Here is a 25,408-nt window from a genome sequence, read left to right as displayed (position 1 = left end):
CGTGGCGCCGGCCACGGCTGAGGGACACACATGGCACGCGTCGCCGTCATCACCGCGCCCAACATCGGGTACCGCAACACCGGAATGCTGACCGTCGACCTGGCCCTCGAGTCCCTGCTGCGGCGGACGGACCCCGGGATCGACCCCACCTGGTACACCCTGCACGTGCCGGAGACCGTGCCGCTGCGCGCGTCCGCCGAGGGCACCGACTTCCCCTTCCGCTTCCGCTCCCTGCCCGAACACCTGGGCGAGCTCCGCGACCACGACGCGGTCGTCTTCTGGGGCGACTTCCTGCACACGCGGCACTACCTGGCGCAGGACGCCACGAACCGCCTGCTGGACTTCGGCGTCGCCGGCGACCGCGACGCCGCCCGCGCCCTGCTGCAGCGGACCCTGCTGCTGGCGGACCAGCCGGACGAGGTCCTGGCCCGCACCCTCAGCTACGGGGGCACGATCCTGCACAACTCCCAGTCCGACTACGAGGACAAGGAGTTCGGCCCGCTCTTCTCCCGCCTGATGACCCGCAGCCACCGGGTCTGGATGCGCGATCCGCTGTCGGCGGCCAAGATCGCGCTCCTGCGCGGGGACCGTACGAACGAGTACTTCGCCTCGGACGCGGCCCTGCTCTCCCGCCCCGGCGACCTGGACCGGCTCCCGGCGACGCCGTGGTCCGCACAGGTCCCGGACGGCGGCGCGATCGGGGTGTTCCTCGGCGCCCGTACGAAGATCCCCGACTGGCTGCCCGCCTTCTGCGAGAGCCTCGCCGAACGCTTCGGCGCCCCGCTCGAATGGCTGCCGTGGTTCGACCGGGACATCCCCTCGCAGGTCGCGCACCTCGCACCCCGCCCGGGCGGCCACACCGTCGGCGACCTGCTGCGGGTCCTGCCCCGCTACCGGCTGGTCATCACCGACACCTACCACCTGTGCGTCAACGCGTGGGGCGCCGGCACCCCGGTGGTGTGCGTGGGCGCGCCCGAACCCGTGCCGCGGACCCACGACGACTACTGGACGCTGAGCGACGTGAAGAAGCACGTGTTCCATCTCGCCTACGACGCCGAGGACTTCTACCTCTCCACGCTGCCGGACACCGCGCGGGCCCACGAGCGCCGCGCCGACCGGATCGTCCGGCTCGTGGAGGGCGGCGGCGCCGAGACCGTCGCCGGCCGGCTGCGCACGCACGCCGACCACTCGGCCGCCTCCTTCACCGAGACGCTCTCCGCACTGGTCGGCCGCCAGGGCGTGTGAAAGGGCGAAGGCCCGCCGTCGTCCTCCCGTCGGGGCGGACGGGAGAACGACAGCGGGCCCTGGGCCCCGCACGCCGTTGTGCGGGACCTCGCCGGCTGTCACCGCGGCCGGCCGTGACGATCGCTGGTCAGGGCACCCCCACCGTGCCGGCCGCGGAGCTTTCCGTGCGGAGCGGGCTCAGCCCAGGCGCTGCACCAGCGCGCGGTACTGGTCCCACAGCTCCTTCGGGGTGTGGTCGCCGAAGGTGTTGAGGTGCTCGGGGACCAGGGCGGCCTCCTCGCGCCAGACCTCCTTGTCGACCGTGAGCAGGAAGTCCAGGTCGGAGTCGGACAGTTCGAGACCGTTCGTGTCGAGGGCCTCCCGCGTCGGCAGGATGCCGATCGGGCTCTCGACACCCTCCGCCTTGCCGTCGAGGCGGTCGACGATCCACTTCAGCACCCGGCTGTTCTCACCGAAGCCGGGCCAGACGAACGCGCCTTCGTCGTTCTTGCGGAACCAGTTGACGTAGTAGATCTTCGGGAGCTTCGCCTGGTCCCTGCCCTTGGCGACGTCGACCCAGTGACCCATGTAGTCGCCCATGTTGTAGCCGCAGAACGGCAGCATGGCGAAGGGGTCGCGGCGCAGCTCGCCGACCTTGCCCTCGGCGGCGGCGGTCTTCTCGGAGGCGACGTTGGCACCGAGGAAGACGCCGTGGTTCCAGTCGAAGGACTCCGTCACCAGCGGGACGGCGGTGGCGCGGCGGCCGCCGAAGAGGATCGCCGAGATCGGCACGCCCTTCGGGTCCTCCCACTCGGGCGCGATGATCGGGCACTGCGCGGCGGGAGTGGTGAAGCGGGCGTTGGGGTGCGCGGCCGGGGTCTCGGAGGCCGGCGTCCAGTCGTTGCCCTTCCAGTCCGTCAGGTGGGCCGGGGTCTCCTCCGTCATGCCCTCCCACCACACGTCGTTGTCGTCGGTGAGCGCGACGTTGGTGAAGACCGAGTTGCCCCACAGCGTCTTCATCGCGTTGGCGTTGGTGTGCTCACCGGTGCCGGGCGCGACGCCGAAGAAGCCGGCCTCGGGGTTGATGGCGTAGAGGCGGCCGTCCTCGCCGAAGCGCATCCAGGCGATGTCGTCGCCGATCGTCTCGACCGTCCAGCCGGAGACCGTGGGCTCCAGCATGGCGAGGTTGGTCTTGCCGCACGCGGACGGGAAGGCCGCGGCCACGTACTTCGACGCACCCTGCGGCGGGGTGAGTTTGAGGATCAGCATGTGCTCGGCCAGCCAGCCCTCGTCACGGGCCATCACCGAGGCGATGCGCAGGGCGTAGCACTTCTTGCCCAGCAGGGCGTTGCCGCCGTAGCCGGAGCCGTAGGACCAGATCTCGCGGTCCTCGGGGAAGTGCGAGATGTACTTGGTGGAGTTGCACGGCCACGGGACGTCCCGCTCGCCCTCCGCCAGCGGGGCGCCGAGGGTGTGGACGGCCTTGACGAAGAAGCCGTCGGAGCCCAGCTCGTCGAGGACCGGCCGGCCCATGCGCGTCATCGTGCGCATGGACACCGCGACGTAGGCGGAGTCGGTGATCTCGACGCCGATCGCCGAGAGGTCGGAGCCCAGCGGGCCCATGCAGAAGGGGACGACGTACATCGTCCGGCCCTTCATCGAGCCGCGGAAGACGCCCTTCTCCCCCTGGAAGATCTCCCGCATCTCGGCGGGGGCCTTCCAGTGGTTGGTCGGGCCCGCGTCCTCCTCCTTCCCGGAGCAGATGAAGGTCCGGTCCTCGACGCGCGCGACGTCGGTCGGGTCGGAGGCGGCGTAGTAGGAGTTGGGGCGCTTGATCGGGTCGAGCTTCCTGAAGGTGCCCTTCGCGACGAGCTCGTCGCACAGCCGCTCGTACTCGGCCTCGGATCCGTCACACCAGACCACGCTGTCCGGCTGGGTCAGTTCGGCGATCTCGTTGACCCACGAGATCAGTTCCTTGTGGTGGGTGGGAACGACGGAGGGAGCCGCGTTGTCGCGCGCCACGATTGCTCCTAAATGAGGGATTTTTTGATGTGGAGGCCCCGTGGGGGCTGCGGCCCGGATGCTTCGTGGCCGAATCTTCAGCGCTCATCCGGTACCGACCGCACTCATTTGATGATCCGAGGCGAGTGCCCATATGTCCAGAGGAGCTCACAGGTGAGCGGAGTGGGGATCGTCACGTGCCGTTCGTGCACAGCGCGTTTATTTGCGTGCACCTAGGGTTCAGGTGACTGTTTCTTTGCGCGTTACCGGGAGGGCCAACTCCCGTGAGACGATGGCCACTCTTGGCCGGTTCATGGACCGCACTCATCTGCAACTTACGGTTCCGTAGGTACGATGCCGGGCATGACAGCGCCCGTCCCCGACGCGCCCTCGGACTCGCCGGCCGCCGGCCGCGGTTCCGCCGGGCCCTCACTGCCGCACCAGATCAAGCACCACGCCCAGCAGTTCGCCGAGCCGATCAAACCGAAGCTGCGCGGCTGGCTGCACCTCGGCATGTTTCCGGCCGTCCTGGTCGCGGGCCTGGTGCTCACCGCCCTCGCCGACTCCCCCCGCGGGCGCATAGCCTGCGGGATCTACGTCCTGACGGCCTGCCTGCTGTTCGGCGTGAGCGCGCTGTACCACCGGGGCAACTGGAGCCCGCGCATGGACGGCATCCTGCGCCGCCTCGACCACGCCAACATCTTCCTGATCATCGCGGGCACCTACACCCCGCTGACCATGCTGCTCCTGCCGGGCGCGAAGGGGCAGTGGCTGCTGTGGGGCATCTGGGGCGCGGCACTCGCGGGGATCGTCTTCCGGGTCTTCTGGGTCGGCGCCCCGCGCTGGCTCTACACCCCCTGCTACATCGCGATGGGCTGGGCGGCCGTCTTCTTCCTGCCCGACTTCATGCGCAGCGGCGGCATCGCGGTGCTGGTCCTGGTGATCGTCGGCGGCCTCCTCTACAGCGCGGGCGGCGTGATCTACGGCATCAAGCGCCCCAACCCCTCCCCGCGCTGGTTCGGCTTCCACGAGGTCTTCCACTCGTTCACGCTCGCCGCGTTCGTCGTCCACTACGTGGGGATCTCCCTGGTGGCGTACCAGCACGGGTAGCACCCACCGCGCAGCACCCCGAAGGGCCACGGCTTGCGAGCCGTGGCCCTTCTTCGATTCTGCACACCGAACCCGATTGACAGTAACCACATTTTGATAGTTACTCTCACATCATGGCTACTGTCACTCCCCCGGACGAGACGCGGCGGGACCCCCGCCGCTGGTGGGCCCTCGGCGCCCTGGTCGCGAGCATGCTCACGCTCGGCTTCGACATGACGATCCTGAACGTGGCGCTGCCGACGATGGCCGCCGAGCTCGGCGCCACGACCGGCCAGCTGCAGTGGACGGCCGACGCCTACGTCGTCGTCTTCGCCGCGCTGATGCTCCCGGCGGGCCTGCTCGGCGACCGGTTCGGACGCCGGCGGATGCTGATCGCGGGGCTCGGGATCTTCCTGGCCGGCTCGCTCGTCGGCGCCCTGGCCGCGGACGTGGAGTGGGTGGTGGCGGCCCGCGCGGTCATGGGCGTCGGCGGCGCCCTGGTCACCCCGCTCGCCCTGTCCGTGCTGCCCTCGCTGTTCGGCGCCGACGAGCGCACCAAGGCCGTCGGCGTCATCTCCGCCGCCTCCGCGCTCGGACTGCCGCTCGGCCCGATCATCGGCGGCTGGCTGCTGAACCACTTCTGGTGGGGCTCGGTCTTCCTGGTCAACGTCCCGATGGCCGCGATCGGCATCGCCGCCTGCGTCTTCCTGCTCCCCGAGACCCGCGACCCCGCCTCCCCGAAGGTCGACGCCCTGTCGACGGCGCTCACCACGGCCGGCCTCGGCGCCCTCGTCTACGCGATCATCGAGGCGCCCGACCGCGGCTGGGGCGACGGCCTGGTGCTGGCCATGTTCGCCGCGGCCGCGCTGCTGCTCACCACGCTGGTGGTGCGCGAGCGGCGGATGGCGCGCCCCATGCTCGACATGACGCTGCTGGGCCACCGCGGCTTCCTGTTCAACACGCTCGCCGCGACCCTGGTGATGTTCGTGCTGTCGGGCCTGATGTTCGTGCTGCCCCCGTACCTCCAGGCCGTCCTCGGCCACGACGCCCTCGGCACCGGTGTGCGCCTGCTGCCGATGATGGGCGGCCTGCTGATCGCCGCACGGGGCGCTCAGCCGGTCGTCGCCCGGTTCGGCGCGCGTGCCGTGGTGAGCGCCGGGCTGGTGGTGCTGGCCTTCGCGGCCCTGCTCGGCAGCCGCACGACGGCCGCGTCCGGCTACGGCTTCGTCGCGCTGTGGCTGTCGATCACCGGCATCGGCTTCGGCTTCTCCGTCGTGCCCGCGATGGACGGCGCCCTCGGCACCCTGCCCCGCGACCGGGCCGGCAGCGGCTCCGGCCTGCTCATGACGCTGCGCCAGGTCGGCGCCGCGATCGGCATCGCGCTGCTCGGCAGCCTGCTCGCCGGGATCTTCCGCGACCGGCTCGACGTCACCGGACTGCCCGCGCGGGCCGCCGACACCGCCGGCGACTCCGTGGTCGCCGCGCACCTGGTCGCCGGCGGGGCACGCCCCGGCGTCGCCGCGCACCTCGTCGCCTCCGCGGACCGCGCGTACGTCCACGGCATGGGCGTCGTCCTGCTGGTGTGCGGCGTCGCCGCCCTGGTCGCCGCGCTGCTGGCGGCGGCCTTCCTGCCGAGGACGGCCCCCGCGCGGACCCCGCGGGACACCGGACCCGACCTGGTGGCGCCGGCGGCGGATGCCCGACAATGAACCCCATGACGGCCGCACGTTCCCCCCTCTCCCCCGCCGACCGCCCCCGGCTGGGCCTGCGCGAACGCAAGAAGATCAAGACCCGCGAGTCGATCCGTACGGCGACGTACGCACTGATCAAGGAGCAGGGATACGACGCCACGACGATCGAGCAGATCGCCGAGCGGGCGGAGGTGTCGCCGTCGACCGTCTTCCGGTACTTCCCGGCGAAGGAGGACATCGTCCTCACGGACGAGTACGACCAGCTGATGGCCGAGGAGTTGCGGGCCCGGCCGGCCGGCGAGTCGTGGATGGACTCGGTGCGCCACGTGATGCACCTGGCCATCGAGGCGAACGACCGCGAGGACCCCGAAGTGGTCCGCATGCGGGCCCGCCTCGCGGTCGAGGTCCCCGCCGTCCGCTCCCGGATGGTCGAGAGCATGTCGGCGACCGGGCGCCTGCTGCGCGACGCCATCGCCGAGCGCCACGGCCTGGACCCGGACAGCCTCGAGGTCCGCGTCTCCGCGATGTCCTTCATCGGCGGCCTCATGGAGGTCTCCATGTACTGGGCGGAGAACGGCTTCGAGAGCGACCTGAACGACCTCGTGGATCGCGCCCTGGACGTCCTGGACCACGGCCTGCCCACCGAAAACCACTGAGCCCGCCGCCCCCGCCCGTGACATCCTGACCGGGTGAACGGTCCCGAGATCAACGTCGAGTTCGCCCCCGGCCTGGCCCTGTTCGTCCCGAGCGGGCGCCGTGGCGGCGCCCGTCCCGTCCGCACCGACGGCGTCTCGTCCCTCGGCCACGTGGTCGAGTCGGCCGGCGTCCCGCTGACCGAGGTCGGCGCCCTGCGCGTCAACGGCGACGAGGTGCCCACCTCGTACGTGCCCCGGGCCGGCGACGTCGTCGAGGTCCGGCCCGTCGAGCGGCCCCAGCGGGTTCCGGGCGCCCCGCTGCGCTTCCTCCTCGACGTGCATCTCGGCACCCTCGCCCGCCGGCTGCGCCTGCTCGGCGTGGACACGGCGTACGAGTCGACGGACATCGGCGACCCGGCGCTCGCCACCCGCTCCGCCACCGAGCGGCGCGTCATGCTCAGCCGGGACCGGGGCCTGCTGCACCGCCGCGAACTGTGGTCGGGCGCCTACGTCTACAGCACCCGGCCCGAGGACCAGCTCCGCGACATCCTCGACCGCTTCCGGCCCGAACTGCGGCCCTGGACGCGGTGCACCGCCTGCAACGGCCTGCTGAGGTCGGCCACCAAGGACGAGGTGGCGGACCAGTTGCACGGCGGGACGCACCGCTCCTACGACGTCTTCGCGCAGTGCCGCGACTGCGGCCGCGCCTACTGGAAGGGCGCCCACCACGAACAGCTGGAGGCCATCGTGGAACGGGCCCTGGAGGAGTTCGCGAGCTAGGGGGTGTGGGGGCAGGCTCTCCTTGTCCTTCGGCCGGTTCAGCGGCCCAACGCCGCGCGCAGCCGGTCCGGGTCGGTGGTCGGGGCGTCGCAGGTGAAGTCGCGGCAGACGTACGCGGCGGGCGCCCCGTCGACCAGGGGGCGGTCGGCGAGCAGCGGGAACTCGTCGCTGCCCACGGCCCCCGCGGCGACCACCGCACCGGGCGCCGTGCCCAGAAGTGCCGTGCGGTGCAGGGCCTTCGTCGCCTCGTCGCCCTGGGACGGGCCGACGATCGCCACCTCCTTCGGGCCGTCGAGCAGCGCCTCGGCGACCGCGAGGCCCCAGCCGACGAAGCGCGGCACGCGCGGGCCGAGTGCCTTGACGACGCCCAGCGCCCGCTCGGCGGCGGAGCGATGGGCGGCGGAGCCCGTGTGCGCGGCATGGCCGAGCAGGGCGCCGGCGGCGGCGGACCAGCCGGACGGCGTGGCGTTGTCGGTGGGGTCCTGCGGGCGGCGGATCAGCTTCTCGGCGTCGGCGGCGGTGTCGTAGAGGCTGCCGTTGTCCTGGTCGACGAAGCGGGCCAGCACGTGGTCGAGCAGGAACCCCGCGAACTCCAGCCAGACGCCCTCGCCGGTGACGGACGCGAGCGCGTGGAAGCCCTCGGCGACATCGGCGTAGTCCTCCAGCACGCCCGCGTTGGCGCCCGCCTGGCCGTCCTTGCTGGTGCGGGCGAGCCGTGCCTGCTCGTCCAGGTGCAGCCGTACGAGCAGATCGGCGGCGCCGACCGCGGCCTCGACCAGGTCGGGGCGGTCGAAGTAGGCGCCGGTCTCCGCGAGGGCGGCGATCGCGAGGCCGTTCCAGGCGGCCACCACCTTGTCGTCGCGGCCGGGGGCGGGGCGCTCACCGCGGGCCCGGAGCAGGCGGACCTTGATCTCCTCGACCTTCTCCGCGTCGAACACGCCCTCGTGCTGCGGGAGCTGCAGCACGGAGGAGCCGTTCTCGAAGGTGCCGTCCTCGGTGACCTCGAAGTAGTGGGCGGCGAGTTCGGCGTCCTGGCCGCCGAGGACCTCGGCCAGCTGCTGCGGGGTCCACACGTAGTACGCGCCCTCGACGTGCCGGCCCGTGCCGTCGTCGCTGTCGGCGTCGAGCGCGGAGGCGAACCCGCCCTCGTCCGTGCGCAGTTCGCGGACCATGAAGTCGGCGGTCTCCAGCGCGACGCGGCGGGCGAGCTCGGAGCCCGTGGCACGCCACAGGTGCGCGTAGACGCGGCAGAGCAGGGCGTTGTCGTAGAGCATCTTCTCGAAGTGCGGCACGACCCAGTCGCGGTCGACGGAGTAGCGGGCGAAGCCGCCGCCGAGCTGGTCGTAGATACCGCCACGGGCCATGCGTTCGCAGGTGTCGGCGGCCATCTGCAGGGCGCCCTCGGCGCCGGTCCTGGCGTGGTGGCGCAGCAGGAACTCGACCACCATGGACGGCGGGAACTTGGGCGCACCGCCGAACCCGCCGCGCTGCGGGTCGTATTCGCGGGTGAGGCCGAGCAGCGCCTGCGCGAGCTCCTCCTCGCCCGGGACCTGCGCGTCGCCGTAGGAGATCTCCCGCCCGGCGAGGTCCTTGACGATCTTCTCGGCGACCTCGGTGACCTCGCCCCGCCGGTCGGACCACGCGGAGCGCACGCCCTGAAGCACCTGCTGGAAGGACGGCATGCCGTGGCGGGGGGCGGGCGGGAAGTAGGTGCCGAAGTAGAACGGTTCGGCGTCCGGGGTGAGGAAGACGGTCATGGGCCAGCCGCCGTGCCCGGTGGCCGCCTGGACGGCCTCCATGTAGACGGCGTCGACGTCGGGGCGCTCCTCGCGGTCGACCTTGATGCTGACGAAGTGTTCGTTGAGGAAGTCGGCGGTGGCCCGGTCCTCGAACGACTCGTGCGCCATGACGTGGCACCAGTGGCAGCTCGCGTAGCCGACGCTCAGCAGGACCGGCTTGTTCGCCGCGCGGGCCTCGTCGAAGGCCGCGGCCGACCAGGGCCACCAGTCGACGGGGTTGTCGGCGTGCTGGAGGAGGTACGGGGACGTCTCATGGGCCAGTCGGTTCACCGTTCCACTCTCCCACGGGCCCGGGCACCGCGTGGAAACGCATGACGACCGGGCGCGCCTCACGGACCCGGGCGCCGTTGATCGTCGCCCTCTCGCGCTCGGACGCGACTCGAAGGACACTCGTAGCCGAAGGAGTTGCCGCCGGAGGGGGACGTGACATGCGGGACAGCCATCGGGCGGATGCCGAACGGCTGTTGGCCCGGGCCGTGGAGGAAGAAGTACGACGCTCCGGCGGACGAACCGACGGGACGGTGCTGCTGTCCCGCTCGCGCGGCGCGCTCGACGCGATGGCGCAGACGGCGGCCGAGGAGTACGAGGCCTACACACGCGCACTCGACGAGACGGAGGCCGGCCGGCTCACCTTCGCCCAGAGATACGCCCAGGAGGGGGCCGGAAACCCCCTGCTGGTGGCGGCCGTTGCCGCCGTCGCGGCCGCGGTGGCCGACCTGGCGCTCGGCACCGGCACGGGCACGGCGCTCGGTGCCGGCGTCACCGTGGGCGTGGTGGGCGCCGCCACGACCGTGGTCAAGGTGGCCGGCTCGCATCTGCCCGCCGCGCACCACCGGGCCGGTGCCGCGAGCCAGCCGGGCGGGCCGGAGCAGCTTCGGCTGCAGTGGCTGACGGCTCTGGAGGTGCGCGGCATCCGCCCGTTCCTCGACCAGCAGCGTGTGCTCGCCGCCTCCACCGGCCCGAAGAAGACGGGGCCCAAGCTGCGCGGCACGGACAAGAGCGCGGCGGCCCGCGGGCGCAGCGTGCTGGCGCAGTCGTTCGGTCAACTCCCCGAGCCGGCGGGCGCGTTCGCGGGCCGGCGGCAGGAGATGGCACGGATCAGGCAGTGGGTGCAGGCGGCCCGTGCGAGCACGGAGACCCGCCCGACGGTGGTGGTGCTGCACGGACCGCCCGGCAGCGGCCGTACGACCCTGGCGGTGCGCGCCACGCACGACCTGAAGGACCACTTCCGCGGCGCCTGCGTAGTGGACCTGCGCGGCGGCAACCCGGAGGAGCCGCCGCTGTCCACCCGCGACGCCCTGCTGCACCTGCTCAACCGGCTCGGCGCGCCGCGCGAACAGCTGCTGTTCCGTGAGCGCTCCTCGCCCGACCAGCAGGTCAAGCGGCTGAGCGAGCTCTACCACCAGCATCTGACGGGCCTGGCGGTGACGGTCGTCCTGGACGACGCCTCCGACCCCGAACAGGTCCGTACGCTCGTCCCCGAGCGGTCCGACAGCCTGGTCCTGGTCACCGCGCGCGAGCCCCTGGAACTGCCCTCCGACCTCCAGGCCCACCTCCACGACCTCCCGGTCGAGGCGCTGGACCCGGCGGGTGCGGAGGAGCTGCTGGAGGCGGCGGCGCAGGACAGCACCGGTCCCTACGACGGCGACTCGGCCGACCGGATCCGGGAGCTGTGCGGCGGGCTGCCGCTGGCGCTGTCCGTCGCCGGCTCGTCGCTCGGCCCGCGCTCACCGCTCCGGCTCGCCACCGACCTCGGGGTGTACGGCCCGGTGGAGCCGGTCGAGCGCGCGCTGTGGCTGCGCTACACCGACCAGTCGCAGACGGCCCGCCGGCTGCTGCGCCGGCTGGCCCTCGCCGGCCGCGCCTCCCTCGGCGCCGCGGCGGCCGCCTCCCTGCTGGCGACGGACGAGGCGGAGGCGACCCGCCATCTGACGGCCCTTTCCCGGGCGGGCCTGATCGACCACGTGCGCGGCAACCGCTACCGCCTGCACGACCTGGTCCGCGCCTTCGCGCACGCCCGCCTCCTGGACGAGGAGGAGCCCGCCGAGCGCACGGCCGCGCAGGAGCGCCTGATCGTGAACTACGCCGACCTGGCCGACTCGGTGCTGCGTCTGGTCGACGGCAACATGTCGACCCGCTCGGACCGCTTCAGCCCGCACGGCTTCACCTCGCTGGACGAGGCGCTGCGCTGGCTGGACGACGAGTCGAGCTTCATCACCTCCACGCTGCGGCACGCGGAGGGCGTGGACCAGGCGGCGGTGCTGAACCTGCTCGGCGCTCTGTGCGACTACTGCCTGCTGCGCGGCGACCTCTACCGCCTGGGGGAGATCAGCGAGCTGGCGCAGGCCGTCGACCAGGGCCTGCTGGTCCGCTCGGTGCAGTGGCGCACGGGCATCGCGGCCCGCCAGCTGGGCGAGCTCGACAAGGCGCGGACGACGCTGGCCTCGGTGGTCGATCTCTACCGGGAGGCCCACCACGACGCGGGCGCGGCCCGCGCCCTGTGCTCCCTGGGCATCACCCTGCACCACCAGGGCAATCTCACCGAGGCGGCGAGCAGGCTCCGCGAGGCGCTGGACCTGCAGGCCGCCCCCGAGCTGGCGACGGACCGCGCCTGGACGATGCACGCCCTGGCCGCGGTGGAGCGCGATCGCGGCCATGTCTCCGAGGCGCTGCGTCTGCTCACCGAGTCCCTGGTGCTGCACCACGACGGCGAGTCCGTGCACGGCGAGGCCTGGGCCCACTACCAGCTCGGCCAGCTCGCCCTGCGGATGGGCGACATCCCGCGCGCGGAGTCGGAGCTGAGCGCCGCCCTCGACCGCTACGGCCGCACCCGCGACGCCCGCGGCGAGGCCTGGGCCCTGACCCAGCTGGCCCGCGCCCGGCTCGTCGCCGGTGACGCCTCCCCGGCGGTCGACGGCCTGCGCCAGGCGGCGTCCAGGCACCGCGACAACGAGGACGCGCGCGGCGAGGCCTGGACGGTCTACTACCTCGGCCAGGCGCTGGAGGAGACGGGCGACCTCGACCGCGCGGTGCGCGAGCTGGAGCGCTCGCGCACGATGTTCTCCCGGATGCGCGACGTGTACGGCCTGGCCTGCGCCCGGCACCACTCGGCCCGGGTCACCCGCGACCAGCGGGCGGCCCAGACGGGCTCGCTCAGGAACTCCGGCTTCGCCCGCCAGCTCCTGGTCGACGCCCGGGCGGACTTCCAGCGCATCGGCGTGGCCCACGGCGAGGCCTGGACCTGTCTGGAACTGGCGGTGGTGGACGGGGGCAACGCCCGCACGCAGCAGGCTCTGGCCCTGTGCGACGAGGCCGTGGCGCTGTTCCTGGCCTACGGCGACCGGCGCGGCGAGGACTGGGCCCGCTTCCTGCGCTGCACCCTGCTGCCCTACGCGGCCCCGGGCGGCGTGGAGATCGGCACGGCGGTCGCCCAGGAGGAGCTGGCCCAGCTCTCCCGCACGGACCACCCGCTGCGGGACGAGAAGCTCCACGACTACGTGGAGGCGTACCAGCTGCTGCTGGAGCGCGGCGTCAGCCTCGACGACGGCTGGCAGGGCTGGCGCCTGGGCCTGGTGCCCAGCCGGCACGCGCGGGAGGTGATGGGGGTGGCGGTACCGGCGCGTCACTGACCGGGGGCCACCCCCGCCTGCCCCGGCGTCAGCCCCGGCGGGGCCGGGAGTCGGCGGAGGAGTCAGCCGACTCGCCGTCCCGGTCGGCCGGGTCCTTGAAGTCGACCCTGCCCATGTGCCGGTTCATGGACTTCATCAGGGCCCACACCGCCAGGGCCATCGCGGCGAACACGATGAAGCCGAGGACGCCGGGGGTGACCTTGTTCTCGTCCACCTCCTTGGCGAGGGGGACGAGGTGCGTCATTGCCAGGCTCACGCTTGCGCTCATGTCAGGCATTGTCGCGGATGCCCGCGAAGAGGTCGTCCTCGGGGAGGGAGCTGTCCACGAGGGACTTCGCGAGCTCGTACTCCTCCGTCGGCCAGACCTCCTTCTGGATCTCCATCGGCACCTTGAACCAGCCGCCGTCGGGGTCGATCTGCGTGGCGTGCGCGATCAGCGCCTTGTCACGGATCTCGAAGAAGTCGGCACACGGAACGTGCGTGGTCAGCGTGCGCTCGGCGCGCTCGAACTCCTTCCAGCGCTTGAGCCAGTCCCCGTAGGGCGACTCCAGGCCCCGGTCGAGCAGCGCGTGGTGCAGGGCCTCGGTGCGCGGGCGGTTGAAGCCCTGGTTGTAGTAGAGCTTCAGCGGCTGGTAGGCCGGGCCGTACTCGGCCTCCGGGTACTTCTCGGCGTCCGCCGCGCCCTCGAACGCCACCATCGAGATCTTGTGGGTCATGATGTGGTCGGGGTGCGGGTAGCCGCCGTTCTCGTCATAGGTGGTGATCACCTGCGGACGGAACGAACGGATCTGCTTCACCAGCTCACCGGCCGCCTTGTCGACGTCCTCCAGGGCGAAGCAGCCCCCGGGCAGCGGCGGCAGCGGGTCGCCCTCGGGCAGGCCCGAGTCGACGAAGCCGAGCCACTCCTGCCGGACGCCCAGAATCTCCCGGGCCTCGTCCATCTCCTTCTTGCGCACCTCGTGGATGTGCTCCTCGACGTACTTGTCGCCCTGCAGCTTCGGATTGAGGATGGAACCGCGCTCCCCACCGGTGCAGGTCACGACCAGCACGTCCACCCCCTCGGACACGTACTTCGCCATGGTCGCCGCGCCCTTGCTCGACTCGTCGTCTGGGTGGGCGTGGACGGCCATCAGTCGCAGCTGGTCAGTCAAGACTCAATCCTCGTGGGTCGGCGCCCCGGTGTCTTCGGGTGCGGTTCAACAGGTGTCGTCCTGAAGGGACGTCCTTGAGGGGCGGTGGTCGGGTGGCGGGCGGGAGGCTTCTATAGTGACCGAACCGGGGGACGAAAAATTCCGGGACCCGGTTTCCGAGGGGACGATCATGAGCACGGCGAGCACACGGCTGCCCGAGGGCCGCTACGGCCGCTCCTCGGACGAGCGCGCCGACCGCAGGCTCAAGGTCGCCGGTGCCGTCCTCGCGGCCGTGCTCCTCGCCCTGGTCGGCTATTTCGCCTATCACTACGTCGCCCAGAACAAGATCAGCGCCGAGGTGATCACCTTCGACGCGCAGAAGAACGCGGTGAACGTGCATCTGGAGGTCCGCAAGGACGCCGGCGCCAGCGGCTACTGCACCCTGCGCTCGCAGGCCGCGGACGGCTCCGAGGTGGGCCGGGCCGACTTCCGGTTCGGCGGCCACGCCACACGCATCGACAAGGTCGTCACGCTCCGTACGACGGCACAGGGCACCACGGCGGAGCTCCTCGGCTGCCACGCCCGCTGACGCCGGCCTTGCGTGGCCGGAATGCGTACTCGCTGACCTGCGTCGACGTAATTCTGATGGCTTATGTCCTCCCCCTTCGGCCACGGAATTGTTAGGCTCGTGGTTTCGCCCTTCCGTGAAGGAACATTCTTCTGGGTAGGGCGATGCTTTGTATTCCCAGTACCTACGAGGAGCACCTGTGACCCAGACCAGCGAGAACGTCACCTGGCTGACCCAGGAGGCGTACAACCAGCTCAAGGCCGAGCTGGAGCACCTGTCTGGTCCTGCGCGCACGGAGATCGCCGCAAAGATCGCGGCCGCGCGCGAGGAGGGCGACCTGCGGGAGAACGGCGGGTACCACGCGGCCAAGGAAGAGCAGGGCAAGCAGGAGCTCCGTGTGCGCCAGCTGACCCAGCTCCTGGAGAACGCGAAGGTCGGCGAGGCTCCGGCGTCAGCGGACGGCGCGGTCGCGCCCGGCATGGTCGTCACGATCGCCTTCGACGGCGACCAGGACGACACCATGACCTTCCTGCTGGCCTCGCGCGAGTACGCGAGCTCCGACATCGAGACGTACTCGCCGCAGTCGCCGCTGGGATCCGGCGTGATCGGCCACAAGGTCGGCGAGGACGCGGAGTACGAACTGCCCAACGGCAAGACGGCTTCCGTGACGATCCTCAAGGCCGAGCCCTACAACGGCTGATCCCGGCCGCCCGGCCGGACCGGCACCGCCTGTGGTGAGGCCCCCGGTGTCCCGCTGACACCGGGGGCCTCGCCATGTCCCGGGTCAGGCGGTCGCCGAGCGGTACTTGCGGACCGCCAGCGTCCTGAACACGACGATGATCAGGGCCGAGTAGATCAGCGAGGCCCACACCGGGTGCACCATGGGCCAGGCGTCCGACGGCGACTGGCCCGGATTCGCGAACAGCACCCGGCAGGCCTGGACCGTGGCGCTGAAGGGGTTCCACTCGGCGATGTGGCGCAGCCACGGCGTCATGTGGCTGGTGTCCACGAAGGCGTTCGAGATGAACGTCACCGGGAACAGCCAGATCAGCCCGCTGGAGGTGGCCGCCTCGGGCGTGCGGACCGCCATGCCGATCAGTGCGCCGATCCAGGTGAAGGCGTAACCGAGCAGGAGCAGCAGCCCGAAGGCGGCGAGCACCTTCCCGGCGTTCGTCTCGCCGTTCGTCCCCACGCGCCAGCCGACCAGCAGGGCCACCAGGGCGAGGACGACCAGGGTCAGCGCCGTCTGCACCGAGTCGGCGAGCGTGCGGCCGGTGAGGACCGCGCCGCGCGCCATGGGCAGGGAGCGGAAGCGGTCGATGAGGCCCTTGTGCATGTCGTCGGCGATACCCGCGCCGGAGCTGGCGGTGGCGAAGGTGACGGTCTGCGCGAAGATGCCCGCCATCAGGAAGTTCTTGTAGTCGGTGGCGCTGGTGCTGCCGCCGATCTGCATGGAACCGCCGAAGACGTAGGTGAAGAGCACCACGAACATGATCGGCTGGATCAGGCCGTAGATGATCATCTCCGGGAAGACTGTGCGTGGGTGTGGTTCTGGTTGCGCTCCGCCCCGTCACGCTCGACGGTCTCCAGCTCCAGGACCGTGAATCGCGGATCAATGCTGCCCCAGACCTCCATAGGCGGCAGGACCATCAGAGGCGGCACGGGCACACCGCCAGAGCCCTTCAGAGCCTCCATAGCCGTCTCCCACGCTCCGGAGGTGCGCCACACTTCCGCACGCCGTCTCACGGCGCTCCATGAGTTTCCGGAGACCTTCACGTCGGTCCATCGGGCAGCGGTGCGGAGCTTCCAGGTGATCGCGTCGAACACTTCGCGCTTGGGCGTCCATTTCTGGCGACAGTCGGGAAGGAGGCCAGCCACAACTTCCCACTCCTCATCGCTGACCTTGAGAGGTACGAGTGTGCCCGTCTCCCTGTGCCACTCCGTGAGAGGCTCAGCGATCCCCTTGCGGTGTCGTTGTCCTTTACCGGTCACCTGTACGCGGACATCGAGCAGGTCAAGCAGGTCTCGACGCTGCACAGCCGTGAAGGAGTCCATCTCGGTGGCCTGATCTTCCACCAGGGAAATGACCTCGTCCGCGCGCTGCTGCTGTTCCTCGGCCTCCCTGAGCCAGCGAGCCACGCGGTCACGTTCAGCGATCAGTTCCTCTTCCTTGGTTTGGAGGGCTTGCTTCACTTCCCGGATCGTGTCCTCATCAATGCCGTCTCCGGCCCCGTCGCCCAACTCGTCCTCGAAGAGCTGCGTGAGCTTGGCCAGGAGCTGCCCCTTGCGGCTGGCCCGCTTCTTCTCGATCTGCGCGTCCAGCTCGGCGAGACGCTTCCGATACGTCTCAGCACGTGCCGGGATCGCACCCAGCCACTTGCCGGCGAGTACTCTGAACTTGTCCACATCCGAGAGCAGAGCCGCGACCTCAGCCCAGATTGCCTTTTCGACGTCAGGGGCGGGGAGCTCCGCACACTCACACTTCAGCCCCATCCGCTTGCCCATGCACCGGTAGTAGCCGACGGGGGAATTGGTGTTCTTCCCTCCTGTGTAGTAGCCGCCGCACAGCGCGTGCAGGCGACCGGTGAACAGGTAGTGGGTGAGGTTCTTCTTCTTGAACGACCGCCTGTTGAGGGCCTTGCGAAGAGCTTCCACCCGCTTCGGATCGCTGATCGGACGAGGAACCTCGATGCGGAAGACCTCGAAGGTCTCCTCTTCGTCATCTTCGGTGGTGCGCTCAATGCGGAACTCCACGTATCCATCAAGGGCTGTGGAGTCGAGACGCTTGGCGAGGTTCGCACCGGTCCATGGAAGATCCTTACGGGTACGGAGGCCGAGGTGGTTCAGATGCTCGGCAGCCTCATCCCGTGAGTAGCCGAGGTCCACGATCAGATTCGTGGCGACCTCGATCACCCAAACCTCGTCCTCGCAGAGGACCGGAACGGCCTTGCTTCCCTTGCCGTTGAGGATCACGCCGTACGGAGGCTGCCCGAGAGGCCAACCGCCGGCGGCCAGCTTCTGGTCTCGGCCGCCCATGATCCGCTCAAGGATCAGGGTGTGTTCCAGCTCCGCCATGTACGACAGCAGGCTCAGCATGATGCCGAACAGTTCGTCGTCACTGTCCAGACGACCATCAGCCGTTGCAACCCTGATCTTGTGGTGCTTGGTGGCGTTGAACACCCACAGATGGATGTCCTCCATTGTCCGCCCGATGCGGTCCAACTTGCCGAAGACAACGAGGTCGATCAGCCCCTTTTCGATCACCTCAGTCATCTCGTCGAGGTCGGGGCGCGAGTCCTTCTTCCCGGACTCGCCACCATCGACATAGACCTTGTGAATCTTGTACTTGCCAGGTCCGAGCTTGAAATCCAACCAGGCCCTGCATTGATTCTCTTGAGTGTCGAGGCCATATCCCTCGACTTGCTTCGCGGTCGATACGCGAAGGTAGATGGCTATCCGAATCACGCCCCGAGCAGTTCGGCGCCCGCACATGACGGTACCCTTCCCCATGTCAGTCCCTCCGTGACTGGCGGGCCAGTCCTCGACTGGCCTGGTCCCAGGGGGCGGCAACCCCCTGGGACCTCCATGTGGTGATGTCCCATCAGGATAACCGCCTTATCTGCTACTCGGCATGCTGAATCCGACAACTGCCGCTCTTTTTGCCGCTGTTGGGCAGGCGACCGAACAAGAGATCAGCCAGACGCTGTTCTTCGCGATCTCCCCACTCGACCGCTCACCAACGAGAAACGACTTCGCCAGGCTGCGGCGACTTCTTCTTGGAACAGCTCAATCGCCCCACCTCCGTCCGCTCATTTCTCCGCGGACGAACTCACGGTTTTGGGCGAGATCTTCGGCAATTCCAGCGGCGATAAGGGCAGCACCGGGGGTGTATCCGGAACCCGCATAACGCCAAATGGCTTCCGTGACTGTCCCCTCTTCCGGTTCCGCACCGCTACTCAGGTTGAACTCGTAGACCCCGTGAGGGCGTGACGGTTCTTGATCCCTGCGGTATGGCGGGTTCATGCGGTACGCGCAGAGGGGCGGGTACACGCCTGCCGAGCAGGAACGACGTGAGCAACTGCGGCTGAAGGCCGCCGAGTTGTTTGAGCAAGGGGAGAGTGCCGGTGCGGTCGCGGCCGAGTTACGGGTCACCTCGCGCACGGTGCGGCAGTGGCGTCGGCGGTGGCGCGAGGGCGGGGTGCAAGCCCTGCGTTCCAAGGGGCCGGTGTCGCCGGAGCGCCTGTCGGCGCGGCAGTTCGCGCGCCTGGAAGCGGAGCTGCGGCGCGGCCCGCTGGCGCACGGGTTCGCCGACGACCAGCGGTGGACGCTGAAGCGGATCAAGGTATTGATCGGGCGGCTGTTCCACGTGGGCTACACAGTGCAGGGCGTATGGAAGCTGATGCGGCGTCACGGCTGGTCGTGCCAGGTTCCCCTGCGCCGGGCCGTCGAGCGGGACGAGGAGGCCATCGCGGTGTGGAAGCAGGAGGTGTGGCCGCAGGTAAAACCACCGCGGCCCACCTGGGCGCCTACATCTGTTTCGAGGACGAGGCGGGGCAGGGCCTGAGGTCGCCGAAGGGCCGCACGTGGGCCCCGCGCGGGGCGCGGCCCGTGGTCCGGGTGAGCGGCAGAGGCGACGGCCGGGTCAACGTGGCCGGCGCGGTCTGCTTCCGTTCCGGCGAGCGCCCGCACTTCCTCTACCGGCTGCACGTCTGGCACGGGCGCAAGGGCGAGCCCAAGACCTTCGCCTGGCACGAGTATCGCGACCTGATCCTCGCAGCCCACCAGCAGCTGCACGCCCCGCTCGTGTGGTGCTGGGACAACCTGAACGTGCACCTGAGTCCGCAGATGAAGGAATTCGCCGACGAACACAAGGAGTGGCTGCGCGTGTTCCAGATGCCCACGTACGCCGCCGAGTTGAACCCCGCCGAGGGCATCTGGTCGCTTATGAAACGCTCCATCGCCAACTTCGTCGCCGCCGATCTGGGCGGCCTCGTCCGCATCGTCAAGCGCAGGCTCAAGAAGATCCAGTTCCGTCCGGACCTGATCAACGGCTGCCTCGCGGAGACCGGCCTGGTGATCGAGCCGCTGTGATCCACCAGCCGGTGTCTACGAGTTCAACCTGAGTAGTCTCTATCGGAATGAAGAGCTTACGCGCCAGCTTCATCGGACGTACGCAGGGATCGAATCAGCTAGGAGTTCGGCTGTTGAGGCGCTTGACCAAGAACTGCATAGCATAAGAGCCGAGGAGGAGGAAATTGTCTCTCAAAGACTGCGCCCTCTTCAGCAGCCCTGGATAGAAGGAAGACTGCCGTCCTACTTGCTCTCTAGCGGTCATCTGTCCGGGATAACGTCGAAGCACATCTCATCGCTTGCGGCCGTCAATATTCATACTGCGGCCGACATTAGTGGGGTCAAACGTATCAAGGGAGGGTCAGATGCGTTACTCCTGACGCGCGACGGAAAAGCTGTGAAGGTCTCTGGAATTGGCCCTGCAAGGGCAGATTCTCTGTACTCCTGGCGCCAGCAGTGTGAAACAAAGGAGCGAGCTTCTTGCCCTGTCCGTCTACCTGCGTACGATGAAGCAGAGATTGAGAGCATGTTCAAACCGCGATTGGAATCAATTCAGGCTCGAAAGTTGGCCGCTGATCAGAAGGCGGACCAGAAGCGAAGCGAAGCTCGGCGCGAGCTCGCCGTTACTCGCACACACCTCGCGGATCTACACCAAGAGAATTTGCAAGCCCTCCGCGAACGAAGGAAAGAGCTGGATGATCAGATCGCCAATATTCGAGCAAGTGCGACCGAGTTACCCTATCTCACCCAATCGAGAAGCCTGTTGGCGATGGGAACGCGAAAGGTTTCTTACTGGCGATATATTCGGTTCATTTATCTCAGACGGTAGAGTGCCGGAGAGTCTGTGAATCAATCACTCAGGTCTAATCGGCAGCTGCTTCCATTCTGTGGTCACCCGCCGATACGAGCAACCACAGAACCGTTCATCGAACTCCCGAATCTTGTCTGTGCGGCCACCTCCCCTAATCGATAGTGCGCTATGTGGTCAGGGAAAATGGAGTCTCAGCCGCCCGCCCGGCGATACTTCCGGACTGCCAGCGTACGGAAGATCGTGATGATCACGACCGACCAGATCAGCGAGGCCCATACCGGGTGCTGCATGGGCCAAGCCTCGGATGCTTTGAAGCCCGGCGGCAGGTTGCCGAACAGCTCGCGGCACGCCTGCACTGTGGCGCTGAACGGGTTCCACTCCGCGATGTGGCGCAGGAAGGGCGGCATCATATTCGCGTCCACGAAGGCATTCGAGATGAACGTCAGCGGGAACAGCCAGATGAGACCGCCCGAGGTTGCCGCTTCAGGTGTACGCACGGACAGGCCGATGAGTGCGCCGATCCACGAGAACGCGTAGCCGAGCAGCAGGAGTAGGCCGAAGCCCGCGAGCACCTTGCCGAAGTTCTCGTGCGTGCGCCAGCCGACGATGACAGCGACGATCGCCAGGACGACGAGCGTGAGTGCAGTCTGGGCCAGGTCAGCAATGGTTCGGCCGGTCAGTACCGCGCCGCGCGTCATAGGCAAGGAGCGGAAGCGGTCGATGAGGCCCTTGTGCATGTCGTCGGCGATGCCTGCGCCGGCGCCCGCGGTGGCGAACGTGACCGTCTGGGCGAAGATGCCCGCCATCAGGAACTCGCGGTAGGCCTGCGTTGAGGTGGACGAGCCGACCTGGATCGAGCCGCCAAAGACATAGGTGAACAGCACCACGAACATAATTGGCTGGACCAGGCCAAAGATCACCATCTCAGGAATCCGACTCATGCGAATCAGGTTCCTGCGGGTGATCACCAGGGAATCGCTCACGGCGCTCACTTCACCAGCTCCTTCCGGGAGTTGGGCCGCTGGTCTGCTATGCGCGGCGAGATGGATCCTGGCCAACACGGGCGAACAGGATCCGGGATGCGGGACATACGGATCAGGTTCCGCTTCGCGACGACCATCGAATCGCGGAACGACTGGCTGACGGGGTTCCCGGTCAGTGCGACCCGCACGGCGTCCGTGACGGCGCTCACTTGGCTGCCTCCTTCTTCTGCCGGCGGTCCTTGGCCGCCGCCTTCCCGGATGCGCCGTTCTCCTCGTCGGCCTCGGCCAGATGTCCGGTCAGGGACAGGAACACGTCGTCGAGGGTCGGGCGGCGCAGCCCGATGTCGTCTATCTCGATGCCGCGGGCGTCCAGCTCCCGGATGACCTCGGCCAGCAGCTTGGCGCCGCCGGTGACGGGCACGGTGAGCTTGCGGGTGTGCTCCTCGACGGTGAGCTCCCCCTTGCCGAAGCCGGTCAGGACCTCGCCGGCGGTGGTGATGTGCTCGCGCTCGTGCACCACGACCTCGACGCGCTCGCCGCCGGTGCGGGCCTTGAGCTGGTCGGAGGTGCCGCGGGCGATGACATGGCCGTGGTCGACGACCACGATGTCGTGCGCGAGATGGTCGGCCTCCTCCAGATACTGCGTGGTCAGCAGCAGGGTCGTACCGCCGGAGACGAGCCGCTTGATGACGTCCCACAGCAACTGGCGGTTGCGCGGGTCGAGGCCGGTCGTCGGCTCGTCCATGAACATCACCGGCGGCGAGACCACCAGCGCGGCGGCCAGGTCGAGCCGGCGGCGCATGCCTCCGGAGTAGGTCTTCGCGGGACGGTCGGCGGCGTCCGCGAGGTCGAACTGCTCCAGCAGCTCCGCGGCCCGGGCCTTCGCGGCCCTGGACCGCATCTGGTAGAGCTGGCCGACCATCTGAAGGTTCTCCCGGCCGGTGAGGTATTCGTCGACCGCGGCGAACTGGCCGGACAGGCCGATGGATCGCCGCACCTCGTTGGGCTGCTTGAGCACGTCGAGGCCGGCCACGACCGCCTTGCCGCTGTCGGGCCGCAGCAGCGTGGTCAGGCAGCGGACCGCCGTCGTCTTGCCCGCGCCGTTCGGCCCGAGCAGGCCCAGGACGGTGCCCTCGGGGACATCGAGGTCGACGCCGTCCAGAGCCCTTACGTCACCGAAGGTCTTGACCAGGCCTTCGGCATAGATGGCGCCTGGCATGTGAGTCTCCACGTCGTCGGGGATGCTTCGAAAAGCATGGATCTGTACGTTTCGCCCCGCCTGGTGGCAGGCGGGACGGGCGGGTGCGAGACACACCGTAACGCGATGTATCGCGTCTCTCAACGGATTTTCCCGATCGAGTGACAAAGAGCCCTGAGCTGGGGATTCCGCTTGAGCGCCCGCCGATCGCCGGGCGCCCGGCACCTCATTCGACGACCGTGTACCCCGCCTCGCGCAGGGCGCGGCCGACGTCGAGGCAGTGCTCCGGCCCCTTCGTCTCCAGGTGCAGCTCGACCTCCGCCTCCGTGAGCCCGAGCCGTGGATCGGTCCGTACGTGACTCACATCGAGGACGTTAGCGTCCACCACTGACAACACCCCGAGAAGCGTGGCGAGCGCCCCCGGTCGGTCCGTCAGGCGCAGCCGTACGGCCAGGTAGCGGCCCTGCGCCGCCATGCCGTGCCGCAGGACGCGCTGCATCAGCAGCGGGTCGACGTTGCCGCCGGACAGCACCGCGACCACCGGGCCCTCGAAGGCGCCCGGCTCGCTCTGCAGCGCCGCCACCGGGCTCGCCCCGGCCGGCTCGACGACCAGCTTGGCCCGCTCCAGGCACAGCAGCAGCGCGGCGGACAGCGCGTCCTCGGAGACCGTACGGACCTCGTCCATCAGCTCGCGGACGATGGCGAACGGCACGTCGCCCGGCCGCGCCACCTTGATGCCGTCGGCCATGGTCGCCGGGTTCTCGATCGACACCGGGTGCCCGGCCGCGAGCGAGGGCGGGTACGCCGCCGAGCCCTCCGCCTGCACGCCCACGATGCGCACGTCCGGCCTGAGCGCCTTCACCGCGACCGCGACACCGGCCACGAGGCCTCCCCCGCCGACGCCGACCACGACCGTGCGCACCTCGGGGCACTGCTCCAGGATCTCCAGCCCCACCGTGCCCTGGCCCGCGATGATGTCGGGGTGGTCGAAGGGGTGGATGAACACCGCGCCCGTCTCGGCGGCGTACGCCTGCGCGGCGGCCAGCGTCTCGTCGACCACCTGCCCGTGCAGGCGCACCTCGGCGCCGTACTCCCGCGTGGCGCTGATCTTCGGCAGCGGCGCGCCCATCGGCATGAACACCGTCGCCCGCACGCCGAGCAGCGAGGACGCGAGCGCGACACCCTGCGCGTGGTTGCCGGCACTCGCCGCCACGACTCCGGCGGCCCGCTCCTCGGGCAGCAGCCCGGCGATCCGCACATACGCGCCGCGCAGCTTGAACGATCCCGTCCGCTGCAGGTTCTCGCACTTCAGGTGCACCGGCGCGCCCACCAGCCGGGACAGGTACCTGCTGCCCTCCATGGCCGTCGTCCGCGCCACGCCGGAGAGCATCTTCTGCGCGCCGCGCACGTCGTCGAGGGTCACGGGCCGCAAGGAGTCGGCCGTGCTGTAGCTCATGACTCAAGCATCGCAGTTCACGGGCGCACGGGGCGGGTGTGACCAACCTCCGAGACTGGTTTGCGCAGCGCCGGTACGGCCTGCCTCCGGGCCGCGTACTCTGTCCCCCATTCCAGCAGCCCCTTCATGAAGCGAGCCTCCGGCCATGCCCACAACACCAGAAATGTCGATGGACATGACGACCGTCGGTGACACCGGTCTTCTCGACACGCTGCAGCACGAGGTGGCGGTCTTCGCCCGCCGTGCCGAACAGACCCGGCTCGGGGGGGTCGGGCAGGTGCGCAACTCCATGGACCGCGCCGCATACCTGCTGCTCAACCGCCTCGACAAAGAGGGACCCATGGGCGTCAAGGCGCTCGCGGCGAGCATGGGCATCGACTCCTCGACGGTCACCCGTCAGGTGGCACCGCTCGTGGACACCGGTCTCGTCAAGCGCACCTCGCACCCCGAGGACGGGCGCGCCGTGGTCCTCCAGCTGTCCCCGCGCGGACTGTCCCGTCTGGAGGAGGTGCGCTCGTCCAGGCGCCAGCTCATGGCCGAGCTGACGCAGGAGTGGGAGCCGGAGGAGCGCGAGGCGTTCTGCGCGCTCCTGACGCGCTTCAACGTCGCGCTCTCCTCCCGGATGTCGCCCCAGGGCGTGCCGGGGACGGACGCACCGGACGCCTCCTAGGTCTTCCGTGCGCGCCCGCGCCGCGCCTGCTCTCGCGCGCGCGTGCCGCCCGGCTCTTGACCGACGGGGCACCCCTGGCCTCATATGAGATCGGGCCCTCCTCGTACGCGGTTCGCCATCCCGTGCGCGGCGGAGGCTCCGTTTCGTTCGCCGTGAGGGCGGGAGGCGCGGTGCGGCAACGGCAGGCGTCCCAGTCAGCCCGCCGGGCCCGGGAGTTCGAGGCATTCGTCGCGGGCGCGGCAGGGCGGCTCCTGCATGCCGCCACGCTGCTCACCGCGGAGGCACCGGACGACAACCCGCGCGCGCGGCGCCTGCTGACGCGGGCCCTCGCGCACACGTACAGCACCTGGGACCGGCTGCGCGGCGAGGACCCCTACAACCGCACCCGCCAGTACCTGGCCACCCGCTTCGCGCGCGCGGCATGGCACCAGTACGGCGGTTTCGGCCGGTCCCGGCCCCACCCGGACAGCCCGCTGGCCGGGCTCGTCCCGCAGGAGCGCCTGATCCTGGTCCTCAGGCTCTACGAGGGCGTCGCCGAGGAGCAGACGGCGGCGCTGCTCGGCCTGCCGACCGAACGCGTCCGCACCATCTGCGACCGGGCCACGGCGACCCTGCTGCATCCGCCGCGCGGGCCCGCGCGCACGGTCGCGGGCCCGAAGGTGGCCCCGTCATGA

Annotated in this window: 21 protein-coding genes; 12 read left to right on the top strand and 9 right to left on the bottom strand. The window is 69.7% G+C overall.

Going from position 1 to position 25,408, the window contains the following annotated elements; genetic code table 11:
- Positions 1-30 precede the first annotated feature (30 nt).
- Positions 31-1,245 (top strand): polysaccharide pyruvyl transferase family protein, encoded by a 1,215-nt coding sequence (locus ACIRPX_RS10805; RefSeq protein ID WP_404191364.1) that lies wholly within the window; start codon positions 31-33, stop codon positions 1,243-1,245.
- A 177-nt stretch (positions 1,246-1,422) separates the two neighbouring features.
- Here ACIRPX_RS10805 and ACIRPX_RS10800 read toward each other — a convergent pair whose 3' ends face one another.
- Positions 1,423-3,246 carry a phosphoenolpyruvate carboxykinase (GTP) gene (locus ACIRPX_RS10800; RefSeq protein ID WP_404191361.1) on the bottom strand — a complete coding sequence of 608 codons (1,824 nt, stop codon included), beginning with the start codon at positions 3,244-3,246 and terminating at the stop codon, positions 1,423-1,425.
- Between the two features lie 342 nt (positions 3,247-3,588).
- Between ACIRPX_RS10800 and ACIRPX_RS10795 the strand changes: the two genes are divergently transcribed.
- From ACIRPX_RS10795 to ACIRPX_RS10780, 4 genes are all read left to right on the top strand, one after another.
- Positions 3,589-4,335 carry a hemolysin III family protein gene (locus ACIRPX_RS10795; protein WP_404191359.1) on the top strand — a complete coding sequence of 249 codons (747 nt, stop codon included), beginning with the start codon at positions 3,589-3,591 and terminating at the stop codon, positions 4,333-4,335.
- A gap of 113 nt (positions 4,336-4,448) precedes the next feature.
- Positions 4,449-6,023 carry an MFS transporter gene (locus tag ACIRPX_RS10790; protein ID WP_404191356.1) on the top strand — a complete coding sequence of 525 codons (1,575 nt, stop codon included), beginning with the start codon at positions 4,449-4,451 and terminating at the stop codon, positions 6,021-6,023.
- A complete protein-coding gene (locus ACIRPX_RS10785) occupies positions 6,020-6,661 on the top strand; it encodes a TetR/AcrR family transcriptional regulator (protein WP_404191354.1) in 642 nt (213 codons plus the stop codon). The genes ACIRPX_RS10790 and ACIRPX_RS10785 overlap by 4 nt, the downstream gene beginning before the upstream one ends.
- A 33-nt stretch (positions 6,662-6,694) precedes the next feature.
- Positions 6,695-7,420 (top strand): Mut7-C RNAse domain-containing protein, encoded by a 726-nt coding sequence (locus ACIRPX_RS10780; RefSeq protein ID WP_404191351.1) that lies wholly within the window; start codon positions 6,695-6,697, stop codon positions 7,418-7,420.
- Between the two features lie 38 nt (positions 7,421-7,458).
- Here ACIRPX_RS10780 and ACIRPX_RS10775 read toward each other — a convergent pair whose 3' ends face one another.
- Positions 7,459-9,489 (bottom strand): thioredoxin domain-containing protein, encoded by a 2,031-nt coding sequence (locus ACIRPX_RS10775; protein ID WP_404191349.1) that lies wholly within the window; start codon positions 9,487-9,489, stop codon positions 7,459-7,461.
- A gap of 158 nt (positions 9,490-9,647) precedes the next feature.
- Between ACIRPX_RS10775 and ACIRPX_RS10770 the strand changes: the two genes are divergently transcribed.
- A complete protein-coding gene (locus tag ACIRPX_RS10770; RefSeq protein ID WP_404191347.1) occupies positions 9,648-12,848 on the top strand; it encodes a tetratricopeptide repeat protein in 3,201 nt (1,066 codons plus the stop codon).
- 28 nt (positions 12,849-12,876) lie between these two features.
- Here ACIRPX_RS10770 and ACIRPX_RS10765 read toward each other — a convergent pair whose 3' ends face one another.
- Both ACIRPX_RS10765 and mca read right to left on the bottom strand, forming a co-directional pair.
- Positions 12,877-13,125 carry a hypothetical protein gene (locus ACIRPX_RS10765; RefSeq protein ID WP_404191345.1) on the bottom strand — a complete coding sequence of 83 codons (249 nt, stop codon included), beginning with the start codon at positions 13,123-13,125 and terminating at the stop codon, positions 12,877-12,879.
- Positions 13,118-13,999: a mycothiol conjugate amidase Mca gene (gene mca, locus ACIRPX_RS10760; RefSeq protein ID WP_404191342.1), complete on the bottom strand. Its 882-nt coding sequence runs from the start codon at positions 13,997-13,999 to the stop codon at positions 13,118-13,120. The genes ACIRPX_RS10765 and mca overlap by 8 nt, the downstream gene beginning before the upstream one ends.
- Positions 14,000-14,168: 169 nt before the next feature.
- On the opposite strand from mca, the gene ACIRPX_RS10755 reads away from it, so the two are divergent.
- Entirely contained in the window at positions 14,169-14,567 is a 399-nt protein-coding gene (locus ACIRPX_RS10755) for a DUF4307 domain-containing protein (RefSeq protein ID WP_404191340.1), read from the top strand.
- A 178-nt stretch (positions 14,568-14,745) separates the two neighbouring features.
- Complete coding sequence (gene greA, locus ACIRPX_RS10750; protein WP_404191338.1) at positions 14,746-15,246, top strand: transcription elongation factor GreA; 501 nt, start codon at positions 14,746-14,748, stop codon at positions 15,244-15,246.
- Between the two features lie 84 nt (positions 15,247-15,330).
- Here the strand turns inward: greA and ACIRPX_RS10745 are convergent, their stop codons facing one another.
- Positions 15,331-16,068: an ABC transporter permease gene (locus ACIRPX_RS10745; RefSeq protein ID WP_404191335.1), complete on the bottom strand. Its 738-nt coding sequence runs from the start codon at positions 16,066-16,068 to the stop codon at positions 15,331-15,333.
- Positions 16,065-18,038, bottom strand: coding sequence for a recombinase family protein (locus tag ACIRPX_RS10740; protein ID WP_404192129.1), 1,974 nt, complete (start codon positions 18,036-18,038; stop codon positions 16,065-16,067). Before ACIRPX_RS10740 ends, ACIRPX_RS10745 begins: the two co-directional genes overlap by 4 nt.
- Positions 18,039-18,567: 529 nt before the next feature.
- Between ACIRPX_RS10740 and ACIRPX_RS10735 the strand changes: the two genes are divergently transcribed.
- Together ACIRPX_RS10735 and ACIRPX_RS10730 are read left to right on the top strand one after the other, a co-directional pair.
- On the top strand, positions 18,568-19,110 hold the full coding sequence (locus ACIRPX_RS10735) for a winged helix-turn-helix domain-containing protein (protein WP_404191333.1): 543 nt from the start codon (positions 18,568-18,570) through the stop codon (positions 19,108-19,110).
- Positions 19,035-19,637 (top strand): transposase, encoded by a 603-nt coding sequence (locus tag ACIRPX_RS10730; protein WP_404191330.1) that lies wholly within the window; start codon positions 19,035-19,037, stop codon positions 19,635-19,637. The genes ACIRPX_RS10735 and ACIRPX_RS10730 overlap by 76 nt, the downstream gene beginning before the upstream one ends.
- Positions 19,638-20,618: 981 nt before the next feature.
- Here ACIRPX_RS10730 and ACIRPX_RS10725 read toward each other — a convergent pair.
- The 3 genes from ACIRPX_RS10725 to ilvA form a co-directional block, all read right to left on the bottom strand.
- The gene (locus ACIRPX_RS10725; RefSeq protein ID WP_404191328.1) at positions 20,619-21,419 is read right to left on the bottom strand and encodes an ABC transporter permease; all 801 of its coding nucleotides are present in this window, start codon (positions 21,417-21,419) and stop codon (positions 20,619-20,621) included.
- A 196-nt stretch (positions 21,420-21,615) separates the two neighbouring features.
- A complete protein-coding gene (locus ACIRPX_RS10720) occupies positions 21,616-22,629 on the bottom strand; it encodes an ATP-binding cassette domain-containing protein (RefSeq protein WP_404191326.1) in 1,014 nt (337 codons plus the stop codon).
- 205 nt (positions 22,630-22,834) lie between these two features.
- A complete protein-coding gene (ilvA, locus tag ACIRPX_RS10715) occupies positions 22,835-24,064 on the bottom strand; it encodes a threonine ammonia-lyase (RefSeq protein WP_404191323.1) in 1,230 nt (409 codons plus the stop codon).
- 163 nt (positions 24,065-24,227) lie between these two features.
- Here ilvA and ACIRPX_RS10710 point away from each other — a divergent pair, with 163 nt between their 5' ends.
- The gene (locus tag ACIRPX_RS10710; RefSeq protein WP_404192126.1) at positions 24,228-24,734 is read left to right on the top strand and encodes a MarR family winged helix-turn-helix transcriptional regulator; all 507 of its coding nucleotides are present in this window, start codon (positions 24,228-24,230) and stop codon (positions 24,732-24,734) included.
- 170 nt (positions 24,735-24,904) lie between these two features.
- On the top strand, positions 24,905-25,408 hold the full coding sequence (locus ACIRPX_RS10705; protein WP_404191321.1) for a sigma factor-like helix-turn-helix DNA-binding protein: 504 nt from the start codon (positions 24,905-24,907) through the stop codon (positions 25,406-25,408).

The sequence above is a fragment of the Streptomyces sp. NPDC101225 genome (assembly GCF_044767585.1).
Classification (GTDB): domain Bacteria; phylum Actinomycetota; class Actinomycetes; order Streptomycetales; family Streptomycetaceae; genus Streptomyces.
The sequence above is the reverse complement of the archived record's forward strand: the minus strand, read 5'-3'. Positions and strand labels throughout refer to the sequence as shown.